The following is a 685-nucleotide window of genomic DNA, read 5'->3' on the forward strand; positions in this document are numbered from 1 at the left end:
CGCGTGCAGCGTGATGACACTCTGGTGCCAGATATTGAGCGGATCTGGAAAGCCAATATGCGGGTTTATGGCGCCGACAAGGTCTACAAGCAAATGAGGCGAGAGCGCATCGCAGTAGCGCGCTGCACGGTCGAGCGGCTGATGAAGCGCCTGGGCCTGCAAGGTGTCAGGCGAGGCAAGGTGGTGCGTACGACCATCGGCGATGCAACTGCTGTCCGTCCGCTGGACCGGGTCAATCGACAATTCAAGGCTGATCGACCCAATCAGCTGTGGGTTTCGGACTTCACCTATGTTTCGACCTGGCAGGGCTGGCTGTACGTGGCCTTCGTCATTGACGTCTTCGCCAGGCGTATCGTGGGCTGGCGGGTCAGCAGTTCCATGCGAACGGACTTCGTGCTCGACGCTCTGGAGCAGGCGCTGTACGCCCGGCAGCCTGAGCGAGCTGATGCTTTGATTCACCACAGCGACAGGGGCTCGCAGTACGTCTGTATCCGCTACAGCGAGCGTCTGGCCGAAGCGGGAATCGAGCCCTCAGTGGGCAGCAAAGGCGACAGCTATGACAACGCCCTGGCCGAGACGATCAATGGCTTGTACAAGGCAGAGTTGATCCACCGGCGCGGTCCTTGGAAAACCAAGGAGTCCGTAGAACTGGCAACGCTTGAATGGGTGTCGTGGTTCAACCACC

1 protein-coding gene is annotated in these 685 nt (G+C 59.9%); it reads left to right on the top strand.

Going from position 1 to position 685, the window contains the following annotated elements; translation table 11 throughout:
• On the top strand, nt 1–685 hold a 685-nt coding region (locus IEX16_RS19815; RefSeq protein WP_188710287.1), incomplete at both ends, for an IS3 family transposase.

This window comes from Polaromonas eurypsychrophila, from assembly GCF_014641715.1.
Classification (GTDB): Bacteria; Pseudomonadota; Gammaproteobacteria; order Burkholderiales; family Burkholderiaceae_C; genus Polaromonas; species Polaromonas eurypsychrophila.